This is a genomic window from Streptomyces sp. NRRL F-5650, from assembly GCF_000721365.1.
Lineage (GTDB): Bacteria > Actinomycetota > Actinomycetes > Streptomycetales > Streptomycetaceae > Streptomyces > Streptomyces ardesiacus.
Genome location: NZ_JOGV01000001.1, coordinates 567,629 through 590,849, shown reverse-complemented (window position 1 = coordinate 590,849; position 23,221 = coordinate 567,629). Strand labels below are relative to the sequence as shown.

Annotated in this window: 24 protein-coding genes; 15 read left to right on the top strand and 9 right to left on the bottom strand. The window is 74.1% G+C overall.

Annotated elements, in window-relative coordinates; all coding sequences use genetic code 11:
• Nucleotides 1-47 precede the first annotated feature (47 nt).
• The 7 genes from IG88_RS0102755 to IG88_RS0102725 all read left to right on the top strand — a co-directional run bounded on the left by IG88_RS0102755 (nt 48) and on the right by IG88_RS0102725 (nt 8,566).
• Nucleotides 48-947 (top strand): STAS domain-containing protein, encoded by a 900-nt coding sequence (locus IG88_RS0102755; RefSeq protein WP_031034526.1) that lies wholly within the window; start codon nt 48-50, stop codon nt 945-947.
• Nucleotides 944-1,375 (top strand): STAS domain-containing protein, encoded by a 432-nt coding sequence (locus IG88_RS0102750; RefSeq protein WP_031034524.1) that lies wholly within the window; start codon nt 944-946, stop codon nt 1,373-1,375. Before IG88_RS0102755 ends, IG88_RS0102750 begins: the two co-directional genes overlap by 4 nt.
• Complete coding sequence (locus tag IG88_RS0102745; RefSeq protein ID WP_031034522.1) at nt 1,375-1,815, top strand: anti-sigma regulatory factor; 441 nt, start codon at nt 1,375-1,377, stop codon at nt 1,813-1,815. The genes IG88_RS0102750 and IG88_RS0102745 overlap by 1 nt, the downstream gene beginning before the upstream one ends.
• Nucleotides 1,815-2,879, top strand: coding sequence for an ATP-binding SpoIIE family protein phosphatase (locus tag IG88_RS0102740; protein WP_031034520.1), 1,065 nt, complete (start codon nt 1,815-1,817; stop codon nt 2,877-2,879). The genes IG88_RS0102745 and IG88_RS0102740 overlap by 1 nt, the downstream gene beginning before the upstream one ends.
• Nucleotides 2,876-4,597 carry a PP2C family protein-serine/threonine phosphatase gene (locus IG88_RS0102735; RefSeq protein WP_031034517.1) on the top strand — a complete coding sequence of 574 codons (1,722 nt, stop codon included), beginning with the start codon at nt 2,876-2,878 and terminating at the stop codon, nt 4,595-4,597. Before IG88_RS0102740 ends, IG88_RS0102735 begins: the two co-directional genes overlap by 4 nt.
• Before the next feature lie 211 nt (nt 4,598-4,808).
• Nucleotides 4,809-6,185: an NAD(P)/FAD-dependent oxidoreductase gene (locus tag IG88_RS0102730; RefSeq protein ID WP_031034515.1), complete on the top strand. Its 1,377-nt coding sequence runs from the start codon at nt 4,809-4,811 to the stop codon at nt 6,183-6,185.
• Between the two features lie 134 nt (nt 6,186-6,319).
• Entirely contained in the window at nt 6,320-8,566 is a 2,247-nt protein-coding gene (locus IG88_RS0102725) for an FUSC family protein (protein ID WP_031034512.1), read from the top strand.
• A gap of 22 nt (nt 8,567-8,588) precedes the next feature.
• Here IG88_RS0102725 and IG88_RS0102720 read toward each other — a convergent pair whose 3' ends face one another.
• The 5 genes from IG88_RS0102720 to IG88_RS0102700 all read right to left on the bottom strand — a co-directional run bounded on the left by IG88_RS0102720 (nt 8,589) and on the right by IG88_RS0102700 (nt 11,892).
• Nucleotides 8,589-9,023: a hypothetical protein gene (locus tag IG88_RS0102720; RefSeq protein ID WP_031034511.1), complete on the bottom strand. Its 435-nt coding sequence runs from the start codon at nt 9,021-9,023 to the stop codon at nt 8,589-8,591.
• A gap of 28 nt (nt 9,024-9,051) precedes the next feature.
• Entirely contained in the window at nt 9,052-9,885 is an 834-nt protein-coding gene (locus IG88_RS0102715; protein WP_031034509.1) for a DUF1206 domain-containing protein, read from the bottom strand.
• A gap of 181 nt (nt 9,886-10,066) precedes the next feature.
• The gene (locus IG88_RS0102710; protein ID WP_031034505.1) at nt 10,067-10,342 is read right to left on the bottom strand and encodes a DUF5133 domain-containing protein; all 276 of its coding nucleotides are present in this window, start codon (nt 10,340-10,342) and stop codon (nt 10,067-10,069) included.
• A 55-nt stretch (nt 10,343-10,397) separates the two neighbouring features.
• On the bottom strand, nt 10,398-11,258 hold the full coding sequence (locus IG88_RS0102705) for a SigB/SigF/SigG family RNA polymerase sigma factor (RefSeq protein WP_031034504.1): 861 nt from the start codon (nt 11,256-11,258) through the stop codon (nt 10,398-10,400).
• A gap of 184 nt (nt 11,259-11,442) precedes the next feature.
• A complete protein-coding gene (locus tag IG88_RS0102700) occupies nt 11,443-11,892 on the bottom strand; it encodes an ATP-binding protein (protein WP_031034501.1) in 450 nt (149 codons plus the stop codon).
• Nucleotides 11,893-12,045: 153 nt separating this feature from the next.
• Between IG88_RS0102700 and IG88_RS0102695 the strand changes: the two genes are divergently transcribed.
• The 3 genes from IG88_RS0102695 to IG88_RS0102685 all read left to right on the top strand — a co-directional run bounded on the left by IG88_RS0102695 (nt 12,046) and on the right by IG88_RS0102685 (nt 14,575).
• Nucleotides 12,046-12,282, top strand: a complete 237-nt coding sequence (locus IG88_RS0102695; RefSeq protein ID WP_031034500.1) for a hypothetical protein — start codon at nt 12,046-12,048, stop codon at nt 12,280-12,282.
• A 28-nt stretch (nt 12,283-12,310) separates the two neighbouring features.
• The gene (locus IG88_RS0102690) at nt 12,311-13,816 is read left to right on the top strand and encodes an aminotransferase class I/II-fold pyridoxal phosphate-dependent enzyme (protein ID WP_031034497.1); all 1,506 of its coding nucleotides are present in this window, start codon (nt 12,311-12,313) and stop codon (nt 13,814-13,816) included.
• A 303-nt stretch (nt 13,817-14,119) separates the two neighbouring features.
• The gene (locus IG88_RS0102685) at nt 14,120-14,575 is read left to right on the top strand and encodes a cyclic nucleotide-binding domain-containing protein (RefSeq protein ID WP_031034495.1); all 456 of its coding nucleotides are present in this window, start codon (nt 14,120-14,122) and stop codon (nt 14,573-14,575) included.
• 7 nt (nt 14,576-14,582) lie between these two features.
• On the opposite strand, the gene IG88_RS0102680 is transcribed toward IG88_RS0102685, so the two are convergent.
• Nucleotides 14,583-15,890, bottom strand: coding sequence for an MFS transporter (locus tag IG88_RS0102680; protein ID WP_031034493.1), 1,308 nt, complete (start codon nt 15,888-15,890; stop codon nt 14,583-14,585).
• A 99-nt stretch (nt 15,891-15,989) separates the two neighbouring features.
• Nucleotides 15,990-16,604: a LysE/ArgO family amino acid transporter gene (locus IG88_RS0102675; protein WP_031034491.1), complete on the bottom strand. Its 615-nt coding sequence runs from the start codon at nt 16,602-16,604 to the stop codon at nt 15,990-15,992.
• A 77-nt stretch (nt 16,605-16,681) separates the two neighbouring features.
• Here IG88_RS0102675 and IG88_RS0102670 point away from each other — a divergent pair, with 77 nt between their 5' ends.
• Both IG88_RS0102670 and IG88_RS0102665 read left to right on the top strand, forming a co-directional pair.
• Entirely contained in the window at nt 16,682-17,584 is a 903-nt protein-coding gene (locus IG88_RS0102670; RefSeq protein WP_031034489.1) for a LysR family transcriptional regulator ArgP, read from the top strand.
• Between the two features lie 123 nt (nt 17,585-17,707).
• Nucleotides 17,708-17,959 (top strand): WhiB family transcriptional regulator, encoded by a 252-nt coding sequence (locus IG88_RS0102665; protein WP_031034487.1) that lies wholly within the window; start codon nt 17,708-17,710, stop codon nt 17,957-17,959.
• A 91-nt stretch (nt 17,960-18,050) separates the two neighbouring features.
• Here IG88_RS0102665 and IG88_RS0102660 read toward each other — a convergent pair whose 3' ends face one another.
• Nucleotides 18,051-19,724: an FAD-binding dehydrogenase gene (locus tag IG88_RS0102660; protein WP_031034484.1), complete on the bottom strand. Its 1,674-nt coding sequence runs from the start codon at nt 19,722-19,724 to the stop codon at nt 18,051-18,053.
• Nucleotides 19,725-19,763: 39 nt separating this feature from the next.
• Entirely contained in the window at nt 19,764-20,387 is a 624-nt protein-coding gene (locus tag IG88_RS0102655) for a TetR/AcrR family transcriptional regulator (protein ID WP_031034482.1), read from the bottom strand.
• Between the two features lie 136 nt (nt 20,388-20,523).
• Here IG88_RS0102655 and IG88_RS0102650 point away from each other — a divergent pair, with 136 nt between their 5' ends.
• The 3 genes from IG88_RS0102650 (at nt 20,524) to IG88_RS0102640 (ending at nt 23,219) form a co-directional block, all read left to right on the top strand.
• Nucleotides 20,524-21,153, top strand: coding sequence for an alpha-ketoglutarate-dependent dioxygenase AlkB (locus IG88_RS0102650; protein WP_031034480.1), 630 nt, complete (start codon nt 20,524-20,526; stop codon nt 21,151-21,153).
• Nucleotides 21,154-21,230: 77 nt separating this feature from the next.
• Nucleotides 21,231-21,977 carry an MBL fold metallo-hydrolase gene (locus tag IG88_RS0102645; RefSeq protein ID WP_031034477.1) on the top strand — a complete coding sequence of 249 codons (747 nt, stop codon included), beginning with the start codon at nt 21,231-21,233 and terminating at the stop codon, nt 21,975-21,977.
• A gap of 9 nt (nt 21,978-21,986) precedes the next feature.
• On the top strand, nt 21,987-23,219 hold the full coding sequence (locus IG88_RS0102640; protein ID WP_031034475.1) for a DUF4032 domain-containing protein: 1,233 nt from the start codon (nt 21,987-21,989) through the stop codon (nt 23,217-23,219).
• Nucleotides 23,220-23,221: the final 2 nt, after the last annotated feature.

Below are 23,221 nucleotides of genomic sequence, written 5' to 3'. Positions count from 1 at the left end.
CCCGCAGGGGGCGAGGTGCGGCGCAACGCGGATGAGGAGTGGGACAGGTGCCGGAACAGGCGGAGGGAACGGCGGCAGCGCCGACGCGTGAGATCAGGGACTTCCTGCGGCGCCGGCGGGAGCAGGTCGCCCAGCGGTGGTCGGACGAGCCCGTGTTCCGGACCGTGTTCACCCTCTCGCGGGACGAGGCGGTGGAGGCGGCCAAGGCCGTCGTGGACGCCCTGGCGCAGGTCGCGGACGCGGCGCGGGTGGAGGACCCGGACGCCGCCGGATTCACGGCGGTGCGCGAGCAGTTGGCGCGGATGGGCGCGGCCCGCTCGCGCGCCGGACTGAGCACCGCTCAGGTCTCCAGCGAGCTGGCCGCGCTGCGTCCCCCCGTCGAGAACCTGCTCGTGGCCGACCTGCCCGAGGACGCCACGGCCGAGCACGTCCGGGCCTGTGTCACCACGCTGAGCGTGCTGATGGGGACCCTGCGGGTCGTGGTCATGCAGACGGCACTCAGCGAGGGCCAGGCGCTCATCGACCGCCAGCGGCTGCAACTGCTGGAGGTGGCCACCCCGGTCATCAAGCTGTGGGACGGCATCGTGGCCGTGCCGCTGATCGGCACGCTGGACAGCGCGCGCAGCCAGGTGGTGATGGAGACCCTGCTGGAGTCCGTCGTCGAGCAGCAGGCGCGCTACGCGATCCTCGACATCACGGGTGTGCCGACCGTCGACTCGCTGGTGGCCCAGCACCTGATGAAGACGGTCGCGGCGGCCCGGCTGATGGGCGCCGAGTGCATCGTCTCCGGCATCCGGCCCGCGATCGCGCAGACCATGGTCCACCTCGGCCTGGACCTGGGCACGGTGGTGACCCGGGCCAGCCTCGCCGACGCGCTGGGGTACGTGCTGCACCAGCTCGGGGTCGGCATCGTGACACCCGGCACGAACGGTGCGGTCGCGCGGTGAGCCAGGCGTTTCCCGGACCCCACGGGGCTCCGGTGTCAGGGCATGTTCCGGTGCTGCGGCTCGGTGAGGTCCTCCTGGTCACCCTCCAGGGGGACCTGCACGACAGCACGGCTCAGCAGCTCCAGGAGGATCTCGCCGAGACCATCGTGCGCAGTGGTGCCACCGGTGTGGTGATCGACGTCTCCGGGGTGGAGATCGTCGACTCCTTCCTCGGCCGGATCCTGGCCGAGATCGCCGGGCAGACCGGTCTGCTGGCCGCGCGGACCGTGCTGGTCGGCATGCGGCCGGCGGTCGCGATCACGCTGGTGGAGCTGGGCCTCACGCTGCCGGGTGTGCACACCGCGCTCAGCACCGAGGTGGCCCTGGAGCTGCTCAGCCGGCAGGCCCCGTCGTCCCGCTTCGGCGGCCTGCGCCAGGAGCGTTTGTGATGCACACTGCCGCGGGCTCCCAGGCCCGCCTGCCGATCCGCTCCGACATGGATCTGGTGTGGGTACGACAGCACGTGCGGCAGGCCGCCGCCCAGCTCGGCTTCGGCCTGGTCGACCAGACCAAGCTGGTCACCGCGGCCAGTGAGCTGGCCCGCAACACGCTCGTGTACGGCGGTGGCGGCACCATGGAGACGGAGCCGCTCGTCGAGGGCACCACGCGCGGGCTGCGGCTGACCTTCAGCGACGAGGGGCCGGGCATCCCGGACCTGGAGCAGGCGCTCAGCGACGGCTTCACCTCCGGCGACGGCCTCGGCATGGGGCTGGGCGGCGCGCGGCGCCTGGTGCACGAGTTCGGGATCGAGAGCGCCCCGGGTTCCGGGACGACCGTGCGGGTGACGTCCTGGGTGGGCCGGCCGCCCCGCCCGCGTGAGGAGTCCTGATGCCCCGCGTGTGGGACGTCCCGGTGCACGACTCGACCCGGGTGCGCGACGCCAGGGTGGCCGCGGAGCACGCGGCGGCCCTGGCCGGCCTGGACGAGCAGCGGACCTCGACGGCGGCGCTGGTGGCGACCGAGCTGGCCACCAACCTGCTCAAGCACGCCGGGGGCGGCCAGGTGCTGATCGACGTGGTCCCGCCCGCCTTCCTCCCGGCGGACCGGGAGGCGGCGCCGCGGGTGCAGGTCGTCACGGTCGACCACGGCCCCGGGATCTCCGACGTGTCCGCCGCGCTGCGCGACGGTTTCACCACCACGGGCTCCCTCGGGGCGGGGCTGGGCACCTGTGCGCGCCTCGCCGACGACTTCGACCTGCACAGTGTCCCCGGCCGGGGCACGGTCGTCGTCGCCCGGGTGGGCGCCGTGTCCGGGGCCCGCGCCGTCGATTCCGGTCCGGCGGGCCGGCTGCGGGCCGGTGCGGTGAACGTCCCGTTCGGCGGTGCGGAGTACTCGGGCGACGCCTGGGCCTGGGGCCGGGAGGGGGACCTCGTCACGCTGATGCTGGCCGACGGTCTCGGTCACGGCCCGGAGGCCTCCCGCGCCTCGGCAGCGGCCGTGGAGGCGCTGCGGGCGTCCGCGGGACTGCCGCCGGCCGAGGTGGTGCGGCGGCTCGACCGGGCGCTGTCCGGCACCCGCGGCGCGGCCGTCGCGGTGGCCCAGGTGGACGCGCGGGTCGGGGTGCTCCGGTTCACCGGTGTCGGCAACATCGGGGCCCGGCTGTGCGAGGGCGGCACCTGGCGGCACCTGGTCTCGCGCCCCGGCATCGTCGGCACCCACCGGCCCACCACGCTGCGCGAGGAGGAGACGGCCTGGGCGGAGGACCGGGTGCTGGTCCTGCACAGCGACGGCCTGCCGAGCCGGTGGTCGCCGACGTCCGACACGTGCCGCACCGCGGCCGACCCGGCGGTGACCGCCGCCGTGACGATCCGTGACGCCAGCAGCCCGGCCCGGCCCGTACGGGACGACACCGCCGTCGCCGTGCTGGCCCCGACCCCGCCGGACGGCCCATGACCCGAACCTGGCAGATCAGCGACGTCACCGACGCCGCCGTGGCGCGCATCGCCACCGCACGGCTGGCGGCGGCCCACGGCGTGCCGCCCGTGGAGCGCGCGCGGCTGACGGCCTCGCTCGGCGCGCAGCTACGGCTGTGTCTGACCAAGGGCGGCACCTGGCGGCTCACCCTGGAGGCGCTCACCGACTCCCGCGCCGGGGAGGGTGTCCTGCACGCCGTGGTGACGCCGTCACCCGAGGCGGCCGCCGCGGGACAGCCGCCGTGGCGTGTCACCGTGCCCTGCCCGGAGGCGTCGGCGGACGTCGGCGCCGACGCCGTCGTGAGCGGCCCGGCGGAGCTGGCGGAGGCCCTGCTGGGTGCCGACGAGGACACGGCACTGGTGCTGGAGCGGCTCGCCGAGCAGGAGGGCCTGGTCGACTTCCACCGGGAGGAGCTGCAGCAGACGAACCAGGGCGTGGTGGCCCTGCACGCCGAGCTGGACGCGGCCGGGCGGGCCCAGCGCGAGGCGTTCGCGGCGGAGCGCAAGGCACGTAGGGAGGCGGAGGACGCCCGGCGCAGACTGACCTTCCTGGCGGACGCGAGCGCGGTGCTGACGGCCTCGCTGGACCACCACGAGATCGTGCGCCGCCTGCCGGAGCTGCTGGTGCCCGAGTACGCGGCGAGCGTGGACGTCTGGCTGTTCGACCAGGACGGCGACCGGCCGGGCCCGGCCCACGCGGCCGCGGCGGTGGCGGCCGCCCGCACCGGACGGCCGCAGTACGCCGCCGCGCACCCCGGCGGGCTGCCCGGCGTCGACGACCGGCCGCCCTCGGCACTGGCCCCGGACCGGCCCCTGCTGTGCATCCCGCTGCCGACCCGGCAGGCACCGCTGGGTGTGGTGACGCTGTCCCCGCCCGGGGAGCGCTGGGACCCGGACGACGCCGTGATGCTGATCGAGCTGACCCGGCGGGCCAGCACCGCCATCGACCACGCCCAGCGCTACCAGCACAACCGCGACATCGCCGAGACGCTCCAGCGGGCGCTGCTCACGGAGCTGCCGGCCCCGCCCGGGCTCACGCTGGCCGCGCGCTACCTGCCGGCCACCCACGGGCTGAACATCGGCGGCGACTGGTACGACGCGTTCCGTCAGCCGGACGGCGGTGTCATCGCCGTGGTCGGGGACGTCACCGGGCACGGGCTGCGCGCGGCGGTGATGATGAGCCAGCTCCGCACCGCCCTGCGGGCGTACGCGGTCGACGGCGGCAGCCCCGGGCAGTTGCTGACCCGGCTGCACATCTTCCTGCACCACCTCCAGCCCGACCTGTTCGCGACGGCCGTCATCGCGCGCTTCCATCCCGACGACCCGACCGTGACCTGGGCGGCCGCCGGTCATCCGCCGCCGGTGCTGCGCACGCCGGACGGGCTGGTGCGGACCCTGGACGCCAAGCCCGGCGCGATGCTCGGCATCCCGCTGCGGCAGGAGATCGCGGACCACACCGTGCCCATGGCGCCCGGTTCGACGCTCGCGCTGTACACCGACGGTCTGGTGGAGCGCCGGGCCCGGGGCATAGACCCGGGGATCGCGCGGCTGGCGGAGGCACTCGGCTCCTTCGGCCCGGCCGAGCTGGAGACGGACCTGGAGGGTTCGGCGGACCGCATCCTGCGTCCGATGCTCAGCGACTCCGAACGCGACGACGACGTGTGCCTGCTGCTGTGCCACCTCGGCGACGGCGGCTGATCCGCGGCGAGGATTCCACGCGACGCGCTCCCGCCCGGTGCGCCGCGGGCCCGGGCGGGGCATGGTGGTGATCAGGACGGGTCGCCTGCCTGCCGCGTCCGGCTGGCCGGGCCGGTGCGGGCGCGGTGGGATGGGCGAGGTGCGAAGCGGCGATCCCCGGGCAGGCGAAGGGCGTTCGCGGCGGACCGCCGCCCCGGAGGCGCAGAAAGGGATGAGCACCGTGACACGACCCAGGATCCTGGTGGTCGGAGCAGGTTTCGCCGGCGTGGAGTGCGTCCGTCGTCTGGAACGCAGGCTCTCGCCGGAGGAGGCCGAGATCACCCTGGTGACGCCGTTCTCCTACCAGCTCTATCTGCCGCTGCTGCCGCACGTCGCCGCCGGGGTGCTCACGCCCCAGTCGATCGCGCTCTCCCTGCGCCGCAGCCGCAGGTACCGGACCCGCATCCTGCCGGGCGGTGCCATCGGGGTGGACCTCAAGGCGAAGGTCTGCGTGGTGCGCGGCATCACCGGCCGGATCGTCAACGAGCCGTACGACTACATCGTGCTGGCGCCCGGCAGCATCACCCGCACCTTCGACATCCCCGGACTGACCGACCACGCGTTCGGCATGAAGACGCTGGCGGAGGCCGCCTACATCCGCGACCACGTCATCTCGCAGCTCGACATCGCCGACGCCAGCCAGGACCCGGCGGAGCGGGCCGCCCGGCTGCAGTTCGTGGTGGTGGGCGGAGGCTACGCGGGCACCGAGACCGCGGCGTGTCTGCAGCGGCTGACGCACGCGGCCGTCAAGCGCTACGCGCGCCTGGACCCGGCCCTGATCAAGTGGCACCTGATCGACATCGCGCCGAAGCTGATGCCGGAGCTGGGCGAGCAGCTCGGCCGGGACGCGCAGCAGATCCTGACGCGGCGCGGCATCGAGATCTCCCTGGGGGTGTCCATCGCCAAGGCCGGGCCGGAGGAGGTCACGTTCACGGACGGCCGGGTGGTGCCCACCCGCACGCTGATCTGGACGGCGGGCGTGGTGGCGAGCCCGCTGATCGCCACGCTGGGCGCGGAGACGGTCAAGGGGCGGCTCGCGGTGACCGCGGACATGTGCCTGCCCAACCACGACGGAGTGTTCGCGCTGGGCGACTCCGCGGCCGTGCCCGACCTCGCCAAGGGCCAGGAGGGCGCCGTCTGCCCGCCCACCGCGCAGCACGCGATGCGGCAGGGCCGGCACGTCGCCGAGAACATCATCGCCACCCTGCGCAACCAGCCGATGCGGCCGTACGTGCACAAGGACCTCGGTCTCGTCGTCGACCTCGGCGGAGCCGACGCGGTGTCCAAGCCGATGGGCGTCGAGCTCAAGGGCCTGCCCGCGCAGGCGGTGGCGCGCGGCTACCACTGGTCGGCGCTGCGCACGGGTGTGGCCAAGGCGCGGGTGGCGGCCGACTGGGCACTCAACGCGATCGCCGGGGACGATTTCGTGCGCACCGGTTTCCAGGCCCGCAAGCCGGCCAAGCTGAAGGACTTCGAGTACACCGACGCGTACCTGACGCCGGAGCAGGTGCGGGAGCAGGTGAAGGGGGCGCACCGGGCGGAGTTGTGAGCGGGGCCCGCCCCCGCGGCCCGTGCCGGACCGGGGCATGACATGCTGAGAAGTGGATCTCGGCGTGAACCGGCCGGGAGATGGCTGGAACCGGCTGTGAGAGCCGGCGGTGAATCGGGAGAGTGTTCGGCGGCGTGAAGGCAGCGGGAGGCTCGGCGCGGACACGGCTGCGGGACCGCGTCGCCGCCTCCGACCCGGGGCTGTTGCGGCTGACGGCGGGTCTGCGGACGGTCGGCGCCATCGCGCTGACGCTCGGTGTGCTCGCCGCGTTCGGCGTGGACGTCAAGCATCTGGTGGCGGGCGCCATGGTGGCGATGGTCGCGACCTTCGCCATCCGGGAGAAGGAGCCGGTTCCGCAGGCCGTCACGCTGGCGCTCGGCCTGCCCGTCGCACTGGCCTCGGTCTCGCTGAGCACCGTGCTCACCTCGCGGGTCGTGCTCGGTGACGCCTTCTTCGTCGTCCTGATCTTCTGCGCGGTCTTCGTCCGCCGGTTCGGCGACCGGGGCACGGCGCTCGGGCTGATCGGCTTCCAGGTCTACTTCGTGTCGCTGTTCGTCGGCGCGAAGGTGTCGGGGCTGCCGGGGCTGTGGGCCGCCATCGCCGTGGCGTTCGCCTCCAGCGCGGTGGTGCGCTTCGGAGTGGTCCCGGCGACGCCCGCGCGGATCCTGCGGCTGCTGCGGCAGGCGTTCCGCGCCCGGCTGGCGCAGCTCATCGCGACGCAGATCGAGTTGCTGGACGCCGGTCCCGACGCCATCGACAAGACGCTGGAGCGGCTGCGCGACGGCACCGCGCGGCTGCACGAGACGGCCCTGCTGATCCAGTCCCGGCTGGAGGAGGGCACACCCGACGCGTCCACGGCCCGCCTGGTGCAGCGGCGCATCGCCGACGCCGAGATCGCCGCCGAACGCCTCGGGCTGCTGCTGCTGACCGCACGCAGCGCCGAGCGGGCGGACACGCTGACCCTGCATCTGCCGGGCGCGCCCGCTCCGTCCGTCGGTCATTCGCCGGCACCGGGTGAGGCCACGGAGCGGCTGCGCCGCGATCTGACGGCGCTGCGCGTCCTGGTGCTGCGCCCGCCCGCGGAGGCGCGCGGCACGGCGCTGTCGCACCTGCGCAACCGGCTGCTCGGCTACCGCGACGAGGAGAACCTGCCCGAGGCGACGGCGGCCGTCCAGGACGTCTTCCGCGGCATCGGCGAGACGGCGCGCGCGGTCATGGGCCTGAGGATCGCACTGGACGGACCGCAGGACGAGTCCGACGACTCACCGGCCACCGCCCGTTCGCGCGAGGAGCTGGACGCCGAGGACGCGGCCATCGACGCCGGTGAGGAGGCGGCGCCCCCTCAGGAGCAGACAGGGCTGCGGCGGCCCACCACGCGGGCCGCGGTGCAGGTGGCCGTGGGGTCCTCGCTGGCCATCGTCGGCGGGGAGTTCCTGTCCACCCAGCGCTGGTACTGGGCGGTGCTCACCTGCTGGATCGTCTTCATCAACACCGCCTCGACCGGCGAGATCCTGGTCAAGGGCTACCGCCGGCTGCTCGGTACGGTGCTGGGCGTGGTCGCGGGCATCGTGCTGGCCGGTCTGGTGGGCAACCACACCTGGACCGCGTTCGGCCTGGTGCTGGTGCTGATCTTCGCGATGTTCTACACGGCGCCGCTGTCCTACACGCTGCTGTCCTTCTTCGTGACCGCGATGCTCGGACTGCTGTACACGCTGCTGCACACCTACAGCATGTCGGTGCTGCTGCTGCGGGTGGAGGAGACGGCGCTCGGCGCGGCCTGCGGGATCGTGGCGGCGGCGCTGGTGCTGCCGATCCGCACCCACCGGCGTACGAACGAACTGCTCGGCACGGTGCTGGAGCGGCTCACCGAGGTGACCGAGGGCGCCGTCGACCAGCTCAGCGGCGGCCCCGCGGCCGACCTGCTGGACAAGGCCCGGGAGCTGGACCAGGCGCTCGGCGATCTGCGCGGCGCCACCCAGCCGCTGACCCACCCGATCACGCCGCTGCGGGCCCGGCGGGACACGGCGCAGTACGTGGTGGCGCTGCTGGAGACCTGTGCCTACCACGCGCGGTCGCTGGCGGCGACGGCCGAGCTGCTGCCCACCCATCCGTCGATCGCGGCCGACCCCCGGCTGCGCGGCGCGGTGCGGCGCACGGTGCGCAACATCGAGGCGATCACCGCCCGCCTCGCCGACGACGACGCCGGCACGGAGGTGGAGACCGGGCCGAGCATCGCCTCGCTGCTGGAGCCGGACGCCGCCGGGGTGCCCCGTTACGGCCGCATCACCGGGCGCGTGCTGCGGCACCTGGAGCGGCTGGACGAGGCCGTGGTCGGTCTCGCCCGGCCGCTGGGTGTCCCCGTCAGGGCGCCGCAGCGGTGACGGCCCGGTCGGGTGCCGGGGATCAGAAGTCGCTGGGCAGACCGCTGGCCTCGGCGATGCCGCGCAGCTCCTCGTTCTGCTGGTGGCGCTCCTTGAGGTAGTCGGCGATCTCGCCGAGCCGCTCGGGGTCGGATGCGGTGGCGGCGTCGGTGACGACCCGGACCGGGCCGGTCTCGTCGGTGTCGATCTCGACGACCTCGTTGTCGAGACGTCCGGTGACGGCGGTGGCGATGACGAGCGCGGCCTCGTCCCTGATCTCCTGGGGCAGCGCCTCGGCGTTGTCCCCGTCCAGGGAGAAGTCGATGGTCGGCATCTGCTGCTCGTCGATCGCCCGGAGGACCGGTTCCACCACGCTGAGCAGGAGCTGGTAGTCGTCGTTCGGCATGCGAACGCGCAGGAGGTCGAGGTAGACGTCCACGGGACGTCCGTCCGGCGGAGGAATCTCGTGTTCGTTCATTCGCTCCGTGTTCCCCGTGCCGGGCCGCTCAGACCCTGCGCAGGCGCGCGAGCGCGAAGGAGAAGACGCCGAACAGCACCAGGCCGGCCGCGACCAGGCCCAGCAGCCAGGGGCCGAGTGGGGTGCCTGCGAAGGAGCGCAGGGTGTCGTCCATCCCCTTGACCCGGTTGGGGTCGTAGTCGAGGGAGGCCCGTACGGCGAAGGCGCCCGCCCCGGCGAAGACGAGGCCGCGGGCCACTCCGCCGCCGACGCCGGTGACGTCGACGAGCCGCCGGGTCCGGGGGCCGAGCGCGCCGGGCTTGAGCTTCCTGCGATAGGTGCGGCGCACCGCCTGGACGCCGATGACGACCCCGGCGACGACGATCGCGGCCCCGGCCAGGCCCACGAGCCAGCGCCCTGCGGGCAGCTCCATCACCCGTGCCGTGACGTCCCGGGACTGCCGGTCGCCGGAACCGCTGCCGCCGGCACCGGCCGCGAAGGCCAGTACGGAGTAGGCGACGAAGGCGTAGAAGACGCACCGGGCAGCGGCCGGCAGGCGCTTCCGGGCCGAGTGGCCGTCCTTGCCGGTGACGCCGAAGAGCGCCTCGGACAGCCGCCACAGGGCCATGCCGACGAGTCCGGCGCCGAGCGCCCACAGCAGCACGGCCCCGAACGGCTTGTCCGACAGCTCGGCCAGTGCGCCGCCCCGGTCCGCCTGCCGGTCGCCGTCGCCGAGGGCGATCCGCAGGGCGAGGACGCCGACGAGCAGGTAGATGACGCCGCGGGCGGTGAGCCCGGCGCGGGCGGCTCCCTCGGCCGCCGACCCGTTCGCGGCCCGCCGGACGCGGCCTCTCCCGCTGACGGCCAGGACACGTGCGTTCATGTGGTTTCCCCTCCCCGGCTCCGGATGCCCCGGATCGATCGCGTGCTCCGGATGCCCCGGATCGCGCCGCGCACACCACGCGGCAGTCCGTGCGCCGCGGGGCACGGGCGGTGTGGCGTCGCGCCCCGCCGTGGGTCCCCCGGTCCGTCCGTCCCGGGTCCGTTCCGTGCGTGCCTTCCCGTCAGTCCCCCACGCCCGCGCGCGTGCCGCCGGGCACGGGGGCCGCGGGCTCCAGCGCGTCGACGGGGGCCGCGGGCTCCGGTGTGTCCGCCAGCCGGCGCCGGGCGGCCTCCAGGGCCCGCCGCACGTCCCGCGTGCCGGTCGACACGCACAGGGTGTAGGCGAGGTCCCGGGTCCGCGGGCCCGGTTCGCCCGCCGCGCCCGCGGGCTCGTCCGCCGCGGCCTCCTCGTACTCGGCGAGGAGCCTGCGCAGTACCTCGGGGTGTGGCATCAGCATCCGTGTCGTCCCTCCCTGGTCCCCTGTCCTTCGGATGTGCCGTCGGCGCGCGCCCTCACGTGCGCACCGCGTGGCCGGGACGGGCGGCCCGCTCCCCCATCGCCTCGTCGCGCACCCGGGCGCAGCTACGGCTGATGAGCCGCGAGACGTGCATCTGCGAGATGCCCAGGCAGTCGGCGATGCGGCTCTGTGTCATGTCCTCGAAGAAGCGCATGTAGAGGATGGCGCGCTCGCGCTCGGGCAGCCTGCGCAGCCCCTCCTTGGCGGACTCGCGGTCGATCACGGTGTCGTACGAGCCGTCCGCGGCGCCCAGGGTGTCGGCGAGGCTGTAGCCGTCGTCGCCGGCCGACAGTTCGGCGTCCAGCGACAGGGTGCTGAAGCTCTCCAGCGCCTCCATGCCGGCGCCGACCTCGTCCTCGGTCAGCCCGGTGTGGGCCGCGAGGGCGGCCACCGAGGGCTCGGGGCTGCCCGGGCTCTGGGCGAGTTCCCGGCGGGCGATGCGCACCTTGTTGCGCAGTTCCTGGACCCGGCGGGGCACCCGCAGGGCCCACATGCGGTCGCGGAAGTGTCGCTTGACCTCGCCGGTGATGGTGGGCACGGCGTAGCTCTCGAAGGCTCCCCGCCCGGGGTCGAAGCGGTCGATGGCCTTGACGAGGCCGAGCGCCGCCACCTGGCGGAGGTCCTCCAGGGACTCGCCGCGGTCCCGGAACCGTCCGGCGATCCGGTGGGCCATGGGCAGCCACGCCGTGACCAGTTCGTCGCGCACGGCGTCGCGCTCGGGTCCGTCCGGCAGTTCCGCGAGCCGTCCGAAGAGGGCCATGGTGTCGGGGGCGTCGTCGTGACGACGGCGGGCCGGGGCGGCGGGATCGGCGGACTGGGGGGTACCGGGACGGATGGTGGGCGTTTCTATGAGCATGCGGATTCGCTCCTGAACGGTGGTCTCAGGGGACTTTCCGCGGGAACGGCGCTGTCCGGGTCGCCCCGGCACAGCCGGAGTACCGAAACAGCCGTACCGCTCCCGCTGCTGCGCCTCCGGTCCGAAGCACGAAACTGCGACTGCCCCTGCCCCGGTGGAACAAACTCCGCTTTTCCAAAAGTCATCAGGACAGCGGAACGACCACGGTGATGCACTTGCCTTCCAAGGGAAGGTCTGCCACGCGGACCTCGCGGGCCAGGCGGCAGACGATCGGCCAGCCGTGCCCGCCCAGGCGCCGTCGGCCGCGGTCGTCGGTGGGCGGTACGGCGACCGGGAGGTCGCGGCTGCGGTCGCACACCGACAGCCGTACTCCGGGGTGCGCGCCGGGTTCGACGACGTCGACCCGGAAGTCGGTGACGCCGCCGCCGTGCAGGATGGCGTTGGTGGTCAGTTCCGAGGCCACGAGCACGGCGTCCGACAGGGCGGCCACGTCGCACGGGGCGCGGATGCCGCGGCACTCGGTGACGGCGTGCTCGACCGCCCTGCGCGCATCGGCGGGCCTGCACGGCCGGCCTCGGCGGTGTGTGTCCGTGGCCCGCCGGTCGACGGGCCGGGTCGTGTCCCTCTCGCTCATCCGTCAGCTCCCTGGTCGGTGGACGGTTCGGTTCGGTCGTTGGCGCCGCACTGCCCCGTCACTGTCGGCTCACCTCTGCGGGTACCGGCAAACCTCGGGTCCTCCGTGCGGCCCACGGGCCATCCGGGCGCCGTGCGGGGGTACGCGGAGTGCATGACGGATGTTGTGGACTCGGACGAACTGCTGCGCCGCATGCGCCGGGCGAGGGCGTGTGCGCTGGAGGAACGGCGGAGCTGGCGGGCGCGCAGCGAGGCGCTGCGGGCCACCGACCCGGAGGGCTCCCGGGAGGCCGCCGTGCGGACGGTGGCCTACGAGGCGGTCCTGCGGGTGCTGGACGAGGTGCTGACCCCGGGCCGGGCCCCGCGGGTGAGGGACGGCGGGGCGGATTGACGCGCCACCGGGAGGGAAACCGGGCGGCATGACAGCCGATCACCGCCGCGCACCGGTCCTGGAAGCCCTCGTCGAGTACCGCCGCGAGGGGCGGCTGGCGTTCACGCCGCCCGGGCACAAGCAGGCGCGCGGTGCGGACCCGGCGGTGCGCGAGGTGCTGGGCGACGCGGTGTTCCTCGGCGACGTGCTGGCGACGGCCGGGCTGGACGACCGGCTCACCCGGGGGCGGGTGCTGCAGCGCGCCCAGGACCTGATGGCGGACGCCGTGCACGCCGATCACACGTTCTTCTCGACGTGCGGGAGTTCCCTGTCGGTGAAGGCGGCGATGCTGGCGGTCGCGGGTCCGCACGAGAAGCTGCTGATCGGCCGGGACGCGCACAAGTCGGTGGTGTCGGGGCTGATCCTGTCCGGCATCGCGCCGGTCTGGGTCGAGCCGAGCTGGGACGCCGGGCTGCATCTGGCGCACCCGCCGTCCGCGGAGGCCTTCGAGGAGGCGTTCGCCGCCCATCCCGACGCCAAGGGCGCCCTGGTCACCAGCCCGACGCCGTACGGCGCGAGCGCCGACCTGCGGGCCGTCGCGGAGGTCTGCCACCGGCGCTCGGTGCCGCTGATCGTCGACGAGGCGTGGGGCGCCCATCTGCCCTTCCACCCCGATCTTCCGTCCTGGGCGATGGACGCGGGCGCGGACATCTGCGTGACCAGCATCCACAAGATGGGCAGCGGACTCGAACAGGGCTCGGTGTTCCACCTGCGCGGCGACCTGGTGCAGCCCAAGCTCCTCGGCATGCGTGCCGACCTGCTGAGCACCACCAGCCCCTCGGTGCTGATCTTCGCGGGTCTCGACGGCTGGCGCCGCCAGATGGCGCTCGGCGGGCAGGAGCTGATGGGCGGGGCGCTGAAGCTGGCGGCCGACGTGCGGACGGCGATCGAGGGGATCGAGGGCATGCACGTCAACGACCGCGACGACTTCTGCGGCCCCGGCAGGGCCCACGGCTTCGATCCGCTGCCGGTCGTCGTCGACCTCGACGGGCTCGGCATCTCGGGGTTCCAGGCGGCGGACTGGCTGCGCGAGCACCGCGGCGTGATCGCCCACATCACCGACCACCGCCGCATCGGCGCGCAGATCACCCACGGCGACGACCGGGAGACGGCGGGCGAGCTGCTCACCGCCCTCAAGGACCTCGCCCGCGCCGCCCCCGGCATGGAGCCCGCCCCGCGGGTCGCGGTGCCGTCCCCGGCCGAGCTGCGGATGCCGCAGGTGCAGTTGCCGAGGGACGCGTTCTTCGGCCCCACCGAGGACGTGCCCGTGGACCGGGCCGCCGGCCGGACCGCGGCGGAGATGATCACGCCGTACCCGCCGGGCATTCCCGCCGTCCTGCCGGGCGAGAGGCTGGCCGAGCCGGTGCTGCGCTATCTGCGCAGAGGTCTGGAGGCCGGGATGTACCTGCCGGATCCGACCGATCCGGCACTGGAGACGATCAGGGTCGTCGCGGAGCGTGATACCCGGGGCGCGGACCGTGGGACGGCTCAGTGAAACGGATCACTCGCCCCGGTACCGGTTTCATGGAACCCCCGGAGATGGTTTAGCGTTCATACATACGTGGCGACGGAGTCGACGGGAAGTCCTCCGCGGTCACCGCTCACGGCCCTGGCCGGCCTCCCCCGTCCGGCCAGGGCTTTTTCACGTCCTTCGCGCGCCCTCGCGCCGCCGTCCCCGCCTCCCGCACACAATCCGCACCGGAACCCGCGTCCGCCGAGGTGCCCGGGGCGCCGGCAGCGACTGAAATGGACGTAGGGAAAGCCCCGGAATCGAATCGCCGGCGAGGAGCCCCGTGCCATGACCAAAGCGATCAAACTCCTGAACGCCCTCCCCGCCCCCCAGCGCGCGCGGCTGATGGAGCTGGCCCAGGAGGTCGTCTTCCCGGAGGACGCGCGGATCTTCGAGGCGGGGGGCAGGGCGGACCGTTTCTGGGTCGTCCGCTCCGGCGCCGTCTCCCTGACACAGCAGGTGACGTCCCTGCAGCGGGTCACGGTCGCCAGCCTCGGAGTGGGCGACCTGCTCGGCTGGTCCTGGCTGTTCCCGCCCTACGAGTGGGACTTCGGCGCCGAGGCGTTCAGCCCGGTGCGGGCCCACGAGTTCGAGGCGGCGGCGGTGCTCGACCTGTGCGAGCGGGATCCGCAGCTCGGCATCGTGCTGGTGCGCTCGGTCGCGGAGATCCTCGCGCACCGCCTGGAGAACACCCGGGCCCGGCTCATCGAGCACTACGCGCTGCACGGCCACGGCACCCTGTGAGGCACTGTCAGACGCGGTAGCGGCGCAGCGCCGGCATCGCGGCGGCCAGGGCCAGCATCACCGCCACGACCAGCAGCCCGCCCCCGGCCACGGCCTCCCGCGCGCCGAAGGCGGAGCCCGCCCCGCCGTGCAGGACGTCGGCGAGCCGCGGGCCGCCCGCCACGACGACGGTGAACACGCCCTGCATGCGCCCGCGCATCTCGTCGGTGGCCGCGGACAGCAGGATCGCACCCCGGAAGACCATGGAGACCATGTCGGCGACGCCGGCCACGGCCAGGAACGCCACCGCGAGCCACAGGCTGCCGCTCAGACCGAAGCCGGTGATGGCGGCGCCCCACACCACGACGGCGCCGATCACCATCCAGCCGTGCCGGCGGGCCCGCGAGAAGGTGCCGGAGAACAGCCCGCCGGCCACCGCGCCGACGGGGATCGCCGCGAACAGCAGGCCCAGCGCCAGCCCCTCGCCCCACGGGGCGTACGTTTCGGCCGCGAGCTGCGGGAACAGGGCGCGGGGCATGCCGAGGACCATGGCGACGATGTCGGCGAGGAACGAGAGCAGCAGCACCTTGTGCCCCGCGATGTAGCGGAAGCCGGCCACGACCTCGCGCACGCCCGCGCGCCGCACCGCCGGGCCCGCCAGGGGCGGCAGCGCGGGGAGCCGGTGGACCGCCCACACGGTGACGCACAGGGCCAGGGCGTCGACGAGGTACAGCTCGGGCAGGCCGATCAGCGGGATCAGCGCACCCGCGAGCAGCGGGCCGACCACCTGCCCGGTCTGCATGACGGTCGAGCCGAGGGCGTTGGCGGCGGGCAGCTCGTCCTCGGGCACCAGACGGGCGATGGAGGCGCTGCGGGCCGGGGAGTTGAGGCCCCAGAAGGCCTGCTGCAGGGCGAGCAGCAGCATCAGGGCGGCCACCGACTCCAGGCCGGTGACCGCCTGTATCCAGAAGAGCAGCGAGGTCACCGCGATGCCGGTGTTGGTGATCAGCAGCAGCTTGCGGCGGTCCACGGTGTCGGCCACCGCGCCGCCCCACAGCGCGAACACGACGAGCGGCACGAGTCCGGCGAGGCTCGCGGCGCCCACCCAGGCCGAGGAACCGGTGATGTCGTAGATCTGCTTGGGCACGGCGACCGCGGTGAGCTGGCTGCCGACGGCCGTGACGACGGTGGAGGACCAGAGCCTGCGGTAGGCGGGGCGGCGCAGGGGGCGGGTGTCCATGGCCCAGCGGCGCCACCCCCGCCGCCGCCCGTCCGGCGCCGGATCCTTCGCCCCGGTTCCGGTGCCGCTCCCGCTGCTGCTCTCGCTCGTGTCCACGCGCTTCCTACATGCTCGGTACATCTTTCGGTGCGGGGATCACTATCGCACCTCCGTTCGGGTCCGCTCGGAGGCGTCCGGCCGGATCCGGCCGCCCGCTCAGGCCCCGAGGACGAGGGAGAGGCCGAGGGCGATCATGGTGGCGGCCACCAGCCCGTCGAGGACGCGCCAGGCCGCGGGCCGGGACAGGAAGCGGCCGAGGTGGCGGGCGCCGAAGCCGAGCGCGGCGAACCAGACCAGGCTGGCGAGGGCGGCCCCGAGACCGAAGGTCCAGCGCAGCGGCCCCCGGTCGGCGGCGACGGAGCCGAGCAGGAAGACGGTGTCCAGGTAGACGTGCGGGTTGAGCCAGGTCAGCGCGAGGCAGGTGAGCACGGCCCGGCGCCGGGAGCCCGTGGCGTCGCCGTCCGTCCGCAGCGCGCCGGCCGGACGGAACACGCGCCGGGCGGCCAGGGCGCCGTAGCAGAGCAGGAAGGCGCCGCCGATCCAGCCGACGGCGGTCAGCGCGCCCGGCCAGGCCACGACCACGGCGCCGACCCCGCCGACGCCGAGGGCGATGAGCACGGCGTCGGACAGCGCGCAGATGCCGACCACGGCGAGCACCGCGTCACGGCGGGCCCCCTGACGCAGGACGAAGGCGTTCTGGGCGCCGATGGCGACGATGAGCGAGAGTCCGGTGCCGAAGCCGGCGGCGGCTGCCGTGAGGGCGTTGTTCATGCCCTCGACGCTAAGCGGACGATCACAGGACGTACAGCTAAGGATTCTTACGTATCATTAGCCGGTGTGATGACGACATGACGCCGCCCTTCGCCGACCTCCCGCTGGACCACGTACGCACTCTGCTGGCCGTCGTGGACGAGGGCACGTTCGACGCGGCGGCCGCCGCCCTGCACGTGACCCCGTCCGCGGTCAGCCAGCGGGTGAAGGCGCTGGAGCAGCGCATCGGCCGGGTGCTGCTGCTGCGCACCAAGCCGGTGCGGGCCACCGACTCCGGGGCGGTGCTGGTGCGGCTGGCCCGCCAGGTGGCGCGGCTGGAGCGGGACGCCTCGGCCGAGCTGGGCCTGCGGCGCGAGGGGGAGCCGACCCGGGTGTCGGTGGCCGTGAACGCGGACTCGCTGGCGACCTGGTTCCTGCCCGCCCTGACCGCGCTCCCCCGGGAGCCCGCCCTCTGCTTCGAGCTGCACCGCGAGGACGAGGGCCACACGGCGGCGCTGCTGCGGGAGGGCGCGGTGATGGCGGCGGTGACCTCGTCGCCCGAGCCGGTGCCGGGCTGCACGGTGCGGGCGCTGGGCCGGATGCGCTATCTCCCGTGCGCCGCGCCGGACTTCGCCGCCCGGTACCTGGCGGGACCCCCGCAGGAGACCGTCTCCGACGCGCCCGTCGTGGTCTTCGACCGGCGCGACGACTTCCAGGACTCCTTCGCGCGCCGGCTCGGACTCGGCGGCGCGAGCGCGGCCCGGCACTACGTACCGACCTCGGAGGGCTTCGTCGAGGCGGTCGCCGCCGGGCTGGGCTGGGGCATGGTCCCGCAGCCGCAGGCGGAGCCCCTGCTGCGCGGCGGACGGCTGGTCGGCTTCGCCCCCGACCTTGCGGTGGACGTCACGCTGTACTGGCAGCAGTGGAAGCTCGACTCGCCGGCGCTGGCGACGGTGGCGGACGCGGTGGTGACGGCGGCGGCCGGAGCACTGCGCCGGTAGCCCGGCGGCACCGCTCCGGCACCGCCGGGCGCCGCGCCGGTTTCGCCCCGCTGCCGACCGGTCACCCGCAGGGGAGCAAGGAGTGCACGAAGACGCGAACGAGACCGAACGCAGGTGACCTTGATGGACGACTGGCGAGAGTACGCCGCATGCCGGACGGAGGATCCCGACCTCTTCTTCCCCATCGGCACCACCGGGCCGGCGGCTCTGCAGACCGAGCAGGCCAAGGCGGTCTGCCGTACCTGCCCGGTCCAACAGCAGTGTCTGCGCTGGGCGTTGGACACCGGGCAGACCATCGGTGTGTGGGGCGGGACCGGCGAGCTGGAACGCCGGGCGCTCAAGCGGCGCGAGGCCGCGCGCCGCAGGTCCGGCTGATCCGGCCGCCCGCCCACCCGTACCCGACGCGGCCCCGCGAGCGCGCCGCACCGCTCGGACGGCCGCCCGCCGCGTCGGCGGGGTCCGCCGCTCAGGCGGTCTGCCGTGTCGCCGCCCGGCCCGCCGCCCGGCCGGAGAAGAGGCAGCCGCCGAGAAAGGTGCCCTCCAGCGCGTTGTACCCGTGCACCCCTCCCCCGCCGAAGCCGGCCACCTCGCCGGCCGCGTAGAGGCCCTCGACCGGGGTGCCGTCGGCGCCCAGGGCGCGGGAGTCGAGGTCGGTCTGGATGCCGCCGAGCGTCTTGCGGGTGAGGATGTGCAGCTTGACGCCGATCAGCGGGCCGGCCGCCGGGTCGAGGAGGCGGTGCGGACCGGCGACGCGGCCGAGGCGGTCGCCGATGTAGCGGCGGGCGTTGCGGATGCCCTGCACCTGGGCGTCCTTGGCGTACGGGTTGGCCATCTGGAGGTCGCGGGCCTCGATCTGGCGCCGGAGCACGGCGGCGTCCAGGAGCGGCTTGTCGGTCAACGCGTTCATCCTGTCGACCAGTTGCTCCAGGTCCGGCGCGGTCACGAAGTCGGCACCCTTGCGCAGGAACGCGTCCACCGGGGCCGGGGCCCCCTTGCCGAGGACGCGTTCCCGCAGGAAGCCGGCGCGGTCCTTGGCGGTGATGTCGGGGTTCTGCTCGGAGCCGGAGAGGGCGAACTCCTTCTCGACGATCTTCTGGGTGAGGACGAACCAGGAGTGGTCGTGCTCCGCGAGGCCCTCGGCCGTGCGCAGGTGACGCAGGGTGCCCAGCGTGTCGTAGCCGGGCAGGTACGGCTCGGGCAGCCGGCGGCCGAGCGCGTCGAACCACATGGAGGACGGTCCGGGCAGGATGCGGATGCCGTGGCCGGGCCAGATCGGGTCCCAGTTGCGCACGCCCTCGGTGTAGTGCCACATGCGGTCCCGGTTGACCAGGCGGGCGCCTGCCTCGGCGCTGATGCCGAGCATCCTTCCGTCGACGTGGGCGGGGACCCCGGTGACCATCTCGGCGGGCGGGGTGCCCAGGCGTGCGGGCCAGTGGCGGCGGACGGTGTCGTGGTCGGCGCCGATGCCGCCGGAGGTGACGATCACGGCCTGGGCGGTGAGTGCGAACTCCCCGGCCGCCTCCCGGCTGGAGGCGACGCCGCGCGGTGAGTCGTCGGGGACGAGGACCGTGCCGCGCACCCCGCGGACCGTGCCGCCCTCGACGTCGAGGTGGTCGACGCGGTGGCGGTGGTGGAGGGTGAGCAGCCCGTCGCGCACGGCCTGCTTCGCGTACCGCACGAACGGCTCGACGACCCCCGTGCCGGTGCCCCACGCGATGTGGAACCGGGGCACGGAGTTGCCGTGCCCGCCCGCCCGGAGGTCGCCGCGCTCGGCCCAGCCGACGGTGGGCAGGAAGGTGATGCCGTGCCCGGCGAGCCAGGACCGCTTCTCCCCCGCCGCCCACTCGACGTACGCCCGCGCCCAGCGCACCGCCCAGGAGTCCTCGTCGTCGGTGCGGTCGAAGGCGGCGCTGCCCCGCCAGTCGTTCCAGGCGAGGTCGAAGGAGTCCCTGACGCCGAGGCGGCGCTGCTCCGGGGAGTCGACGAGGAAGAGACCGCCGAAGGACCAGAACGCCTGCCCGCCGAGACTGGCCGCGTTCTCCTGGTCGACCAGGGCGACCCTGCGGCCCCGGCTGGTCAGCTCGTGGGCCGCGACCAGCCCCGCGAGCCCCCCTCCGACGACGATGACGTCGGCATCCATGGCGACCGTCCCTTCCTTGATCTGTCGGTGACGCTGGGGTCAGTGACGCGCGCCGCCGTCGGTGAGCAGCGCGGTGAGCAGTTGCCCGAGCCAGGCGCGGGCGCGGGCACCGTCCCGGTCGAGGAGCAGTTGGGTGGTGACCCCGTCGTACGCGGCGACCACGGCGTGCGCGGCACCCTCCGCGTCACCCAGCACGGCGGGCAGGGCGGTGTGCCCCCGGGCCCGGGCGAGCCGGTCGGCGATCGCGCGTCTGAGGCGGGCCCGGTGCTCCAGGAGGGTCCGGGCGACCTCGGGGTCGCGGGCGGCGTGCACCAGGAAGTCCGTCTTCACCAGGAGCCAGTCCCGGTCCAGGAGCAGCGCCTCGGTGACGCGGTCCACGGCGGCCGGCACGTCCAGGTCGGGGCCGTCGGAGGCGAGGGCGGCGGACACCTGCTCGGCGATCAGGCCGGCCCGTTGCTCGTAGAGGGCGAAGAACAGCTCGTCGAGGCTGGCGAAGTTGGAGTAGAAGGCGCCCCGGCTGTACCCGGCCGCCTCGCAGACCTCCTCGATCGACACCCGCCCGAACCCCTTGGCGGCGAACACCGTGAACGCCGCGTCCAGCAGGTTGGCGCGGGTGTGCGCACGGCGCCTGGTCACCCGCCCGGTCGTCTCGCGCACCGCCATGCCCGGCCCCTCCGCCTCGTTCGATGCGCGAATGTATCGGATACGCCGGTGTATCGAAAGGGCTCCGGCACGGCGAGCGGGGAGGGGATGAGGGCGCGAATAGAACAGATTTTCGAGCAAGGGGTACGCTGGTCCCATGACCACGCACCTCCAGGGCTCGCTCTTCGACCAGACCGACGAGGTACGGCTGGCCCCGCTCGACGGGCTGCGCCGCACCCTCCTCGGTTCCGGAGCCTGGATCGACCTGCTCCCGGGGTGGCTGAGCGGCGCCGACGCGCTGTTCGAGCGGCTGGCCGCCGAGGTCCCCTGGCGCGCGGAGCGGCGGGAGATGTACGAGCGGGTCGTCGACGTACCCCGGCTGCTGGCGTTCTACGGCGCGGCGGACCCGCTGCCCCACCCCCTGCTGGCCGAGGCGCGCGACGCCCTGTCCGCGCACTACGCCGAGGAGCTGGGCGAGCCCTTCACCACCGCGGGCCTGTGCCACTACCGCGACGGCCGGGACAGCGTCGCCTGGCACGGCGACCGGATCGGGCGGGGCGCACGCCAGGACACGATGGTCGCGATCCTGTCGGTCGGCGCACCCCGCGACCTGCTGCTGCGCCCGGCGGGCGGGGGCGGCCGGACCCTGCGCCGCCCGCTGGGCCACGGCGACCTGATCGTGATGGGCGGCTCCTGCCAGCGCACCTGGGAGCACTGCGTCCCCAAGAGCACGCGCGCCGCCGGGCCCCGCATCAGCGTCCAGTTCCGCCCGCACGGCGTGCGCTGAGGCCCGGGCAACCGCCCACGCCCCGTTTCTGGTTGGCTGTCCCGCACGCAGGCAGCCAAGCAGAGACCCGGGAGACCATGAACGCGGACGTACGGCAAGTGGCGGACGGCACCTACCTGGTGCACGGCGGCAACACCAACTGGGTCGTCCTCACCGACGGCGACGCGGTGACGCTCGTCGACACCGGCTACCCCGGGGACCGCCGGGCACTGCTCGACTCCCTGGCCGCCGTGGGGAGTTCACCCGAGGCGGTGGCGGCGGTACTGATCACCCACGCGCACAACGACCACCTGGGCTCGGCCGAGTACCTGCGGGCCACGTACGGCACCCCGGTCCTCCTGCACGAGGCCGAGGTGCCGCACGCCCGGCGCGACCACCTCCAGCAGGTGTCGGTCGGCACGGTGCTGCGCAACGCCTGGCGGCCGGGCGTGCTGCCCTGGTTGACGCACGTACTGCGCACCGGCGGCACCCAGCAGCATCCCGTGACCGCGCCCGCCCCCTTTCCGGTGGACGGCCCCCTCGACCTGCCCGGCCGCCCCGTGCCCGTGCACACCCCCGGGCACACCGACGGCCACTGCGTCTACCACCTCCCGGACGCCGGCGTGGTGATCTCCGGCGACGCCCTGGTGAGCGGGCACGCCATCTCCCGCGTCCAGGGTCCGCAGCTCCTGCCCGACCTGTTCCACCACGACCGGCCGCGCGCGATCGCCTCGCTCGACATCGTCGCCGGGCTGGAGGGCGACCTCCTGCTGCCGGGGCACGGCCCGGTCCACCGCGGGCCGGTGAAGGACGCCGCGGAACTGGCCCGGGAGCGCGCCGTTTAGAGTCGTGGCATGGCCTTGCAGATCAGTGCCACCAATCCGGAGCACCCAGCGCTCCTGCTCGAACTGCCCTGGCACCTGCCGCTGGAGCAGTGGCCCGAGGAGTACCTCGTGCCGCTGCCCCGCGGCATCTCCCGGCACGTGGTGCGCTACGCGCGCGCCGGGGACGAGGTGATCGCGGTCAAGGAACTGGCGGAACGGCCCGCGCTGCGCGAGTACCAGTTGCTGCGCGACCTGGACCGGCTCGCCATCCCGGCGGTGGACGCGCTGGCCGTGATCACCGGCCGCGCGGACGCCGCCGGAGAGACGCTGGAGCCGGTGCTGGTCACCCGGCACCTGGGCGGCTCGCAGCCCTACCGGTCGATGTTCGAGACGACGCTGCGCCCGGCGACCATGCACCGGCTGATGGACGCCCTGGCGGTGCTGCTCGTACGGCTTCACCTGGCCGGGTTCGCCTGGGGGGACTGCTCGCTGTCCAACACGCTCTTCCGGCGCGACGCGGGCGCCTACGCCGCCTACCTGGTCGACGCCGAGACCGGGGAGCTGCACCAGCGGCTGAGCCCCGGCCAGCGCGACTACGACCTGGACCTGGCCCGGGTGAACATCAGCGGCGAACTGCTCGACCTGGAGGCCTCCGGGGCGCTGCACCCCTCCGTCGACCCCGTCGACTTCGGCATGGAGATATGCGCCCGCTACCGCAGCCTGTGGGAGGAGCTGACCCGCACCTCCGTCTATCCGGCGGGCAAGTACCACTACATCGAACGCCGGATCCGGCGCCTGAACGACCTCGGCTTCGACGTGGCCGAGATGCAGATCGAGCACGCCTCCAACGGCGATTCGGTCACCTTCGTGCCCAAGGTCGTCGACGCCGGCCACCACCAGCGCCAACTGTTGCGCCTGACCGGTCTGGACGCCGAGGAGAACCAGGCCAGGCGGCTGCTGAACGACCTGGAGAGCTGGATGGCCACCCAGGACGACTACGCCCCGGGCGACCCCCTCGGCGCCCGTCCCGAGGTCCTCGCCCACCGGTGGGTGCGCGAGGTCTTCCGGCCCACCGTGCGCGCCGTGCCGGTGGAGCTGCGCGGCGCGATGGACCCGGCGGAGATCTACCACGAGCTGCTGGAGCACCGCTGGTACCTGTCCGAACGGGCCCAGCACGACATCGGTCTGGACACGGCGGTCGAGGACTACCTCGTCAACATCCTGCCCAGGGCGCGGGAGACGCTGCAGCCCACGGCGGACTGAAC